Source organism: Mesorhizobium sp. M7A.F.Ca.CA.001.08.2.1, assembly GCF_003998455.1.
GTDB classification, from domain to species: Bacteria; Pseudomonadota; Alphaproteobacteria; order Rhizobiales; family Rhizobiaceae; genus Mesorhizobium; species Mesorhizobium ciceri.
In genome coordinates this window covers 1-7,239 of the sequence record NZ_RZPW01000290.1, presented here as the reverse complement: position 1 = coordinate 7,239, position 7,239 = coordinate 1, and the positions used below count along the sequence as shown (strand labels likewise).

Sequence of the window (7,239 nt, the reverse complement as noted above, 5' to 3'; positions counted from 1 at the left end):
GCCTTGCGCTGAGGCGCATGTTCAGTTCGGGCCAGCGTCCGGCGGACTGGCCGCTGGTGCCTTCCATCTTGGTGACATCGTCGCCGGGCGAGGGCGCGCAGCGTAGCCGGGTGGCGCGGCTGCTGGCCAATGCCGCGGCATCCAGGGGCAGCCGTGTGCTGTTCATCGATGCCAATGCTGGCGGCGGCGGCCAGAAGGATCCGCAGCCGGGGATCCTCGATGTTCTGCGCGGCGAGTACGCGTTCGAGGCCGTTAGCCATTACGCCGCCGGCAGCAACGTTGCCGTGCTGGGCAGGGGCCGCTCAAAGGCGGTCTTCCAGGAAGCGCATGGCATCTATTTTGCGCAGCAGATGCTGGCGCGGGCCAGCCGGAGCTTCGAGCTCGTCGTCATCGACGGTGGCGCGCTGGCCGACAATCTCAATGCCTCGCCGCTGGTCGCCATGGCCGACGAGATCGTGCTCGTCGCCACGCTGAACGCCACCCCGATGCGCGACGTCACGACGACTTCGCAGGCGGTCTCCGTGATGGGGCGCCTGCCGACAGCCGCCTTGCTGGTCGACGAGGCCGCCTGATATGGCGGCCAGTTGGAGCGCAAGCGCTTCGAACCATGGTGCTGCCGCACCCCGCGCAGGCACGCCCATCTCCGGCACCTCGGTCGATGCGCTGACGCGCTTCGGATTGATCGCGGCGGTAGCGGTGCTGTTCAGCATCTCGGGGGGCATGCTGTGGCTGGTCGGCTACAATTATGATGGCCTGTTCGGCAACCCGGCGACCAAGATCCACCCGTCCACCTATCTCATCGTCCTGCTGCTTGCCTGGCGCTCCTGCGCATCAGGCAATCCGGTCGGCCATATCGTCCATCTCGCCGACAGGCGGCCGGCCAGCGCGCTGATGGCCGCCATATCGATCGTGCTTCTGGTCGTCGTCATCGCCAGGCAGCGGCCCGGTATGGCCGGCATGATCGATACGTTCGTGGCTGCGGCACTTCTCGTGCTGATGCTCAGCGAGGACGACGAACGGACCTTCGCCGGGCTGCAGACCGTCGTCCACGTGGTCATGACAGCGAATGCCTTGCTTGCCCTTTTCGAGTTCGCCACCAAAACGCTTATCTTCCCCTATCGCCTCGACGGCGTGGCGTTTACCACCGATCTGCGCTCGAGCGCGCTGCAGGGGCATCCGCTTGCCAATGCCATGGTGACGTCGATCTATGTGCTTGCGCTGCTCTCCGGTGCCAGATCCCTGTCGATGCCTGTGCGGATAGGGTTGATCGGCTTGCAATGCGCGGCACTCGTCGCCTTCGGCGGCCGCACGGCGATGGTGACGACGGTGGTGCTCGGCGGCTGCTACCTGCTTTTTCAGGGCATCACCAAATTGCGCCAGGGCCGCGTCAATCTCCTGGGTGCGGCGCTCGGCTTCATGCTCGCCGCCCTGCTGCCGGTCGTCATCATCGTGGCGGCATATCTGGGCTTTTTCGACGCGCTGCTGGAGCGCTTCGTGTCGGACAGCGGCAGCGCCAATGCCCGCGTCGAGATGTTCGAGCTCTTCAAGCACCTGGAATTGCGCGATCTGATCGTGGGGCCGGATGTCGACCTGATCGACAGCCTGCGCCGCATCAACGGTCTCGAACAGGGCATCGAGAACCCGATCATCCGCACGGTCCTTTATCAGGGCGCCTTCTTCACGCTTTTGCTGACGTTCGGCTTCGTGCTGTTCCTGTTCGAGGTGGCGCGCCGCTGCCATCCCGGCATCTGGCTGCCGATGCTGGGCTGGGTCATCCTGATCAACACTTCGGAAAGCGTCGCGTCGAAGACGACGCTGCTGACCAAGTTCGTGGTGCTGGCATTGGTGCTCTATCGGCCGGCGCGGGCAGCGTTCAGGCCGGTCAGTCCGCCGGCATGGTCAGGCCAAGCGCCGCGATGATATCGGGATCCAGCGCCCGGGTGGTGTCGTCCATCATGCCCATGCCATCGAAGAGATCCCACAGTGCCCAGGCGAAGCCGAGTTCCTCGGCGCTCCGCCTCACATCGGCGATGTAGCGCCCGCGATCCGGGTTGGGCGCGGCGACATAGCGGGCGTCGGTGCGCAGCGCGCCGAACTCACCCATGATGATGCGTTCCGACGCCAGGCCATGACCGTCGGCCCAATCGCGGACCTGGCGAAGATATTTGTCGACAAACCAGCGGTCGGGCTGGGCGTCGAAATAGACTTTCAGCACACGCTCGGTCTCGGCATAGGCTGCTTGCTTGGCGTCTTCAGGGGTTTCGGTGTCCTGCGCCATGCGCGCCCTGACCGATGCCAGCGTCTGTTGCAGCGAGCCGGCGGATGCCGGCCACGGCACATTGTTGAGCGACCGATAGACCGGCTCGCGCACCCAGGGCGCGCCCTGATGGCTGAACAGATAGGGCTCATAGAAGTGGAAGGTGAACAGGATCGGCTCGAAGGGCGACAGCGGGCCCGGATCGAGCGCGGTCAGTCCGCTCACCATCGAGCCGCAGCCTCCGGTGACGACCAACGGCAGGGTCGCTGCCGATGCCCTTGCCGCAGTCAGAAGCGCGAGCTGGATTTGCAACCAGACGTTCGACGCGCAGGCCTGCGCCGGTTCGTTGACCGGCTCGAGCGCCACCCTGCCGGGCTGGAACCGCGCCAGCCTGCCGGCAAGCTCGCCGACCAGCCCGCGATAGAGATCGAAAGCGGGTGCGGCGGTGCTGGAGACCATGCGGTCGGGGTTCCAGTAATGGGTGGCAGCGTTGGCCTGGATGTTGACGATGATGCCAAGATCGGCGTCGAGGGTGGCGGTGACGGCGGCGTCCAGCATGTCCAGCAACTGACTGCGCGTCTTGGCGTCGGCGGCCAGGAAAGGGCCGGGATCGACGGGCAAGCGGATGAAATCGAGCCCGGTCTCGCGCAACCGACGCAGGTCGTCTGGGGTCGGCACCGGCCGTTGCGACTGGAAGGGCGGCCAGCCGTAGTCGGTGCGGGGTGCGGGAAATTCACGCGTCAGCGAGAACCAGGGCCAGGCGTTGACGCCGCGCCGAAACCGCGTCTGGGCGGCGGCGCGAGCGATTGGTGCGACCGGGAGCGAGCCGAGAGCCGCTGCAGTGGACAGCGCGGTCCGCAGCACCCGCCGGCGCGACCAGCCTATCATACGGTTCCTGGCGATGCGTGATCCATCGCAGTGGTCTTGGCGGCGGTCATGCCGAGCAGATGATAGGCCTCGTTTTCATAGGCGAGCAGGACATCGTCCCAGCGAAAGGCTTCGCGGGCCCGCGCCCTCGCGGCAACGCCGCAGGCCTTGACCAGGGCATCATCGTCCAGCGCCTGCTGCATCCGCTCGGCGCAATTGTTCTTGTCGGTGAAGTAGATCGCCGCAGCCCCTGCGGTCCACCTGTTGTAGGGATTGTCATGCGCGATCACCATGTTGCCGGCCGCCAGCGCCTCGACCAGCGACGGGTTGGTGCCGCCCACCGTGTGGCCGTGCAGATAGGCGCGGGCGTGGAAGCGCAGGGCCTTCACCGTTGCCTGGTCGTAAATGGCGCCCGGCAGGACCACCGAGCCGTTCGCCGCCTTGCGGATGGCGGCATGGTAGGGGATGTCGTCGGACAGCGTTCCCAGCACCACCAGCTTCATGTCGCGCTTGGTGGAGCAAAAGGCTTCGACAATCGGCAGGATGTTGTTGTCGGGTTCGATGCGCGCGATCGAGATGAGATAACGCCCGGGCTCGAGGCCGAGCGCCCGGACCGGCGCCTCGGGCGCTGATGCCACCGGATCGGCGCCATAGGCGATGGTGGCGATGGCGCTGCGCGGCCGGCGCGTCGCCAGGTGATCGGCGATGGCGGGATGATCGGCGACCAGCCGATGCGAGGCCCAAGCGCCGATCCATTCGTTGAGCCAGAACCAGGTTCGCGCCGCCATCCCCCATTTGGGGCGACGCCACTCGATGCCGTCCATGTTGGTGAAGATCTTGCGCCGCTTCAGCCTGAGCCAGGTCAGGAAGACCGCGCCATTATAGCCGAGCACCAGGCAAACGCCCTGTCGCCTGGCAGCATCGCAGGCGCATTGCCAGTCGAATTCCAGGGTCGCGCGCGGTCCCTTGGAGGCGACCTGGATGTGAATGAGCTCGATGCCGCGCCAGGTTTCGCTGCGCACCCGCTGGTCGATCCGCTCGACCTCATCCTGGCAATAGACGCCGACCTTCCAGCCGCGCCCGACAAGAAACAGCGCCAGTTTTTCGGCAAAGGTTTCAAAGCCGCCATGGGCCGCGGGTATGCCGCGGGTCCCCAGGATTAGAATGGCGGGCTTTTCTGGTTTCATGGCCGGCGGCACTTTCACACATCTCATATATTAGATATTGCTTAATTTATAATGAGCAGACCGCAACTTTCGTGCCATCTTCCGATTTCGGTATCCTGGGAGGGGATCATGGCGCGGGGTTGTAAAAAAACGGTGTTGAACCCGGTGGTTGTTTCATTCTCGGTCAACCCTTCTGTGCGTAGCTGTATCGAAACGAAGCAATGCCAGGGGCGTACGGCCGGCAGTCGGACATATCGAACCGATAGTCGGACATATCGAACCAGGCATGATTCTTGCGGACGGGGTTCTGCCACAATCGCCCAGCGCGATGGTTGCAGCACCCGGCGGGAAACAAAGATGCGGATTGCCTGCGTTCATCAGGGTTATGAACTCTATGGTTCTGACCGCAGCTTCGCGGAGAGCGTGGCTGCGCTGCGCGCCGTGTTTCCGTCGGCCGACATCGAGGTGGTCTTGCCGCGCAGCGGGCCGATCGTCCAGATCCTGGAAGCGCATGCCAGCCGGATCGTCTTCGAACCGCTCTGGGTGCTGAGGCGCCAGGCCATTGCGCGCCTTGCGACAGTCGAGATGGCGCGATTGCCGGTTGCCGTGTTCAGGGCGTGGCGGCGCCTCAAGGCCTGCGACCTCGTCTATGTCAACACCTCGATCGTTGCCGACTATGCGCTGGCCGCGCGCTTGCTGCCTTACAAGGCCGTCCTGCACATCCACGAAATCCCCGAAGGCGCCATGCGCAGGGTACTTGTTGGCCTGATGCGCTGGAGCCATGCGGATCTGATCTTCAATTCGCGCGCGACACGCGCCGCGTTTGGCGATCCCAAGGCGGCGCGCGCATATGTCGTCTACAACGGCGTTGCCGGGCCGGCGGCGGTCGAACCAATGACGTATGACGGCAAGCGCCCATTGCGGGTGCTGCTGCTCGGCCGCATCAACCGGATCAAGGGGCAGGAGGTCCTGCTGGAGGCGATCGCCTCGATGCCGGCAGAACTCCAGGCGAGGGTCGAGGTCAGGCTGGTCGGCGGCGCCTTCGAAAGCACCGAGCGCGAGCGTGCGCTTGCCGAACTGGTCGAAACCATGGGGCTTGCCGGGCGCGTCGGAGTCCTGCCTTTCATTCCCGATCCCTCGGAGCATTATCGCTGGGCCGACATCGTCACCGTGCCGTCGCGGCGTCCGGAATCGCTGGGCCGCGTCGCCATCGAGGCGATGGCTTATGGCCGGCCGCCGCTTGTGTCGGCGATCGGCGGGCTGGTGGAAGTGGTCAGCGACGGGGAGACCGGCTGGCATGTTCCGCCCGGCGACGCAGTAGCTCTTGGCGCGAAATTGCAGGAGATCATCCTCGCCCCTGAGGCCTGGCGCGGGTTTGTCGCTGCCGGGCGCGCGCGCTATGAGGCGATCTTCAGCGAGCCGGTCGCGGCCGCGGCGATCACCGCCATCGCCGCCGAAAAGCTGAAGACGACCATCGCGCGGCCGGGCAGGGCGCCCGCTGCCCGCGCAGCGGAGACACGGCCGTGAAGTTAGCGTTTCCGAGCCATCTGGTTCGACGCCTCGTGCTGATGATCGGCGGCGAGGCGATGCAGAGCGGCTTTCATTTCGCCCTCAACATCATGCTGTTGCACATGCTGTCGGCGCAGGGCTACGGCCTCTTCGCCATCGGCATGGTGATGGGCGGGGTCGGCCTGTCCTATATCAGGTCGCTCACCGCTGTTCCCGCCAGCATCTGGATGAGCAAGAGCACCAACAGCGCCGGCGTCGATACCTATGACGTGGCGTTCGGAACGGCGGCGCTGATCGTGGCGTTGCTGATGGCCGTCGGCACGGCTGTTCTGATGCATGTCCTTGGAGATCCAAGCGGAATTGCCGCCGGCTGCTTCGTCGGTGCCTGGTCGTTGCGCAGCCATATGCGCACGGCTTTCTTCGCACGGCGCCAGCAGGTTGTCGTCTCCATCAGCGATGGCGCTTTTACAGTCGCCGGCTGTGTCCTGACCGGGCTGTCGATCTGGTTGGTCCAAGACCCGCTGCAGACCGTATTCTATGCACTTGCAGCCGCAAATGTGTTCGGCATTTTCGTCCTGGTCCGCCTGGCTCGGCGCTCGCTTCGCATCAGCTTCCGCATGCCGACGCGCCGACGCTATGTCAGGCTCTGGCCCCAACTGCGCTGGTCGGCATTCAGCGCGACCACCACCAACATCCAGGGTCAATGTCTGGCGCTGCTGGTCGCCGGCATTGCCGGGCCAGCCGCCTACGCACCGCTGGCGGCGGTTCTGGTGCTGTTTGCTCCGCTGCGCATCATCAGCCTTGCATTCGTCAACATGACGCAGCCGGATCTCGCCAGGCTGATGCGGAACAATGAAACAGGCCGTGTCTGGACGCAGGCCAAGATCTGGGCGCTCGTCATGGGGCTCGGCGGCCTTGCTTATGGATGTGCGATCATGTTCGTCCTGCCGATGATAAAATCCCAGGCTCTCCAGGACGCTTCGACCTGGTTCATCGGGCTTTTCGTGATCGCGAATTTTGTCCCGATCATGCTCTATATCATGCCCCGCATCGTGCTTGAGATACTCGGCGATTTTCGGATCGTCGCGTTCATCACCACGGGCGGCGCGGTCGTCGGGCTGGCGCTGATCGCGGCCCTGCTGGCAATCGCGTCTCCGCCGTGGGCGTTGTTGGGTTCCGCCGTCTCGGAGATGTTCGTGCTCGTGGCATCGTGGTATTTCGCGCATCACCGCATGTGGAATATCGAGCATCCCGATGAGGCGCGCGACAGCCGGTTGGGCGCGTGGCGGCGGACGCTGCCGTTCGCTACGGCAAAGCGATAGGAAAAAACATGGCAGTCCAGGCGGTGCAAATTGCTGCGGTGACCGGCTCGCCCGATGGCCAGTCCTCCCATCCGGCCACCGTCGTCGCCATCGATGCCTACACGGCGCGGCTCCACAC

At 64.8% G+C, this 7,239-nt stretch carries 5 protein-coding genes and 1 pseudogene; 4 read left to right on the top strand and 2 right to left on the bottom strand.

Features of this window, described 5'->3' with window-relative positions:
- Positions 1 to 572: pseudogene (locus EN914_RS18110) on the top strand (tyrosine-protein kinase family protein); the annotation flags it as partial.
- Position 573: 1 nt separating this feature from the next.
- On the top strand, positions 574 to 1,920 hold the full coding sequence (locus EN914_RS18105) for a VpsF family polysaccharide biosynthesis protein (RefSeq protein ID WP_013530605.1): 1,347 nt from the start codon (positions 574 to 576) through the stop codon (positions 1,918 to 1,920).
- Here the strand turns inward: EN914_RS18105 and EN914_RS18100 are convergent.
- Positions 1,883 to 3,145: a glycoside hydrolase family 5 protein gene (locus tag EN914_RS18100; RefSeq protein ID WP_127389186.1), complete on the bottom strand. Its 1,263-nt coding sequence runs from the start codon at positions 3,143 to 3,145 to the stop codon at positions 1,883 to 1,885. The genes EN914_RS18105 and EN914_RS18100 overlap by 38 nt on opposite strands.
- Complete coding sequence (locus EN914_RS18095; protein ID WP_024501740.1) at positions 3,142 to 4,311, bottom strand: DUF1972 domain-containing protein; 1,170 nt, start codon at positions 4,309 to 4,311, stop codon at positions 3,142 to 3,144. The genes EN914_RS18100 and EN914_RS18095 overlap by 4 nt, the downstream gene beginning before the upstream one ends.
- Positions 4,312 to 4,647: 336 nt before the next feature.
- Between EN914_RS18095 and EN914_RS18090 the strand changes: the two genes are divergently transcribed.
- Together EN914_RS18090 and EN914_RS18085 are read left to right on the top strand one after the other, a co-directional pair.
- Complete coding sequence (locus tag EN914_RS18090; protein WP_024501739.1) at positions 4,648 to 5,817, top strand: glycosyltransferase family 4 protein; 1,170 nt, start codon at positions 4,648 to 4,650, stop codon at positions 5,815 to 5,817.
- Positions 5,814 to 7,121 carry a hypothetical protein gene (locus EN914_RS18085; protein ID WP_024501738.1) on the top strand — a complete coding sequence of 436 codons (1,308 nt, stop codon included), beginning with the start codon at positions 5,814 to 5,816 and terminating at the stop codon, positions 7,119 to 7,121. The genes EN914_RS18090 and EN914_RS18085 overlap by 4 nt, the downstream gene beginning before the upstream one ends.
- Positions 7,122 to 7,239 lie beyond the last annotated feature (118 nt).

What these genes read in the sequence shown, in the direction of transcription:
- EN914_RS18105 (WP_013530605.1), top strand. Translation starts at nt 574, where the DNA reads ATGGCGGCCAGTTGGAGCGCAAGCGCTTCGAACCATGGTGCTGCCGCA.
- EN914_RS18100 (WP_127389186.1), bottom strand. Translation starts at nt 3,145, where the DNA reads ATGATAGGCTGGTCGCGCCGGCGGGTGCTGCGGACCGCGCTGTCCACT.
- EN914_RS18095 (WP_024501740.1), bottom strand. Translation starts at nt 4,311, where the DNA reads ATGAAACCAGAAAAGCCCGCCATTCTAATCCTGGGGACCCGCGGCATA.
- EN914_RS18090 (WP_024501739.1), top strand. Translation starts at nt 4,648, where the DNA reads ATGCGGATTGCCTGCGTTCATCAGGGTTATGAACTCTATGGTTCTGAC.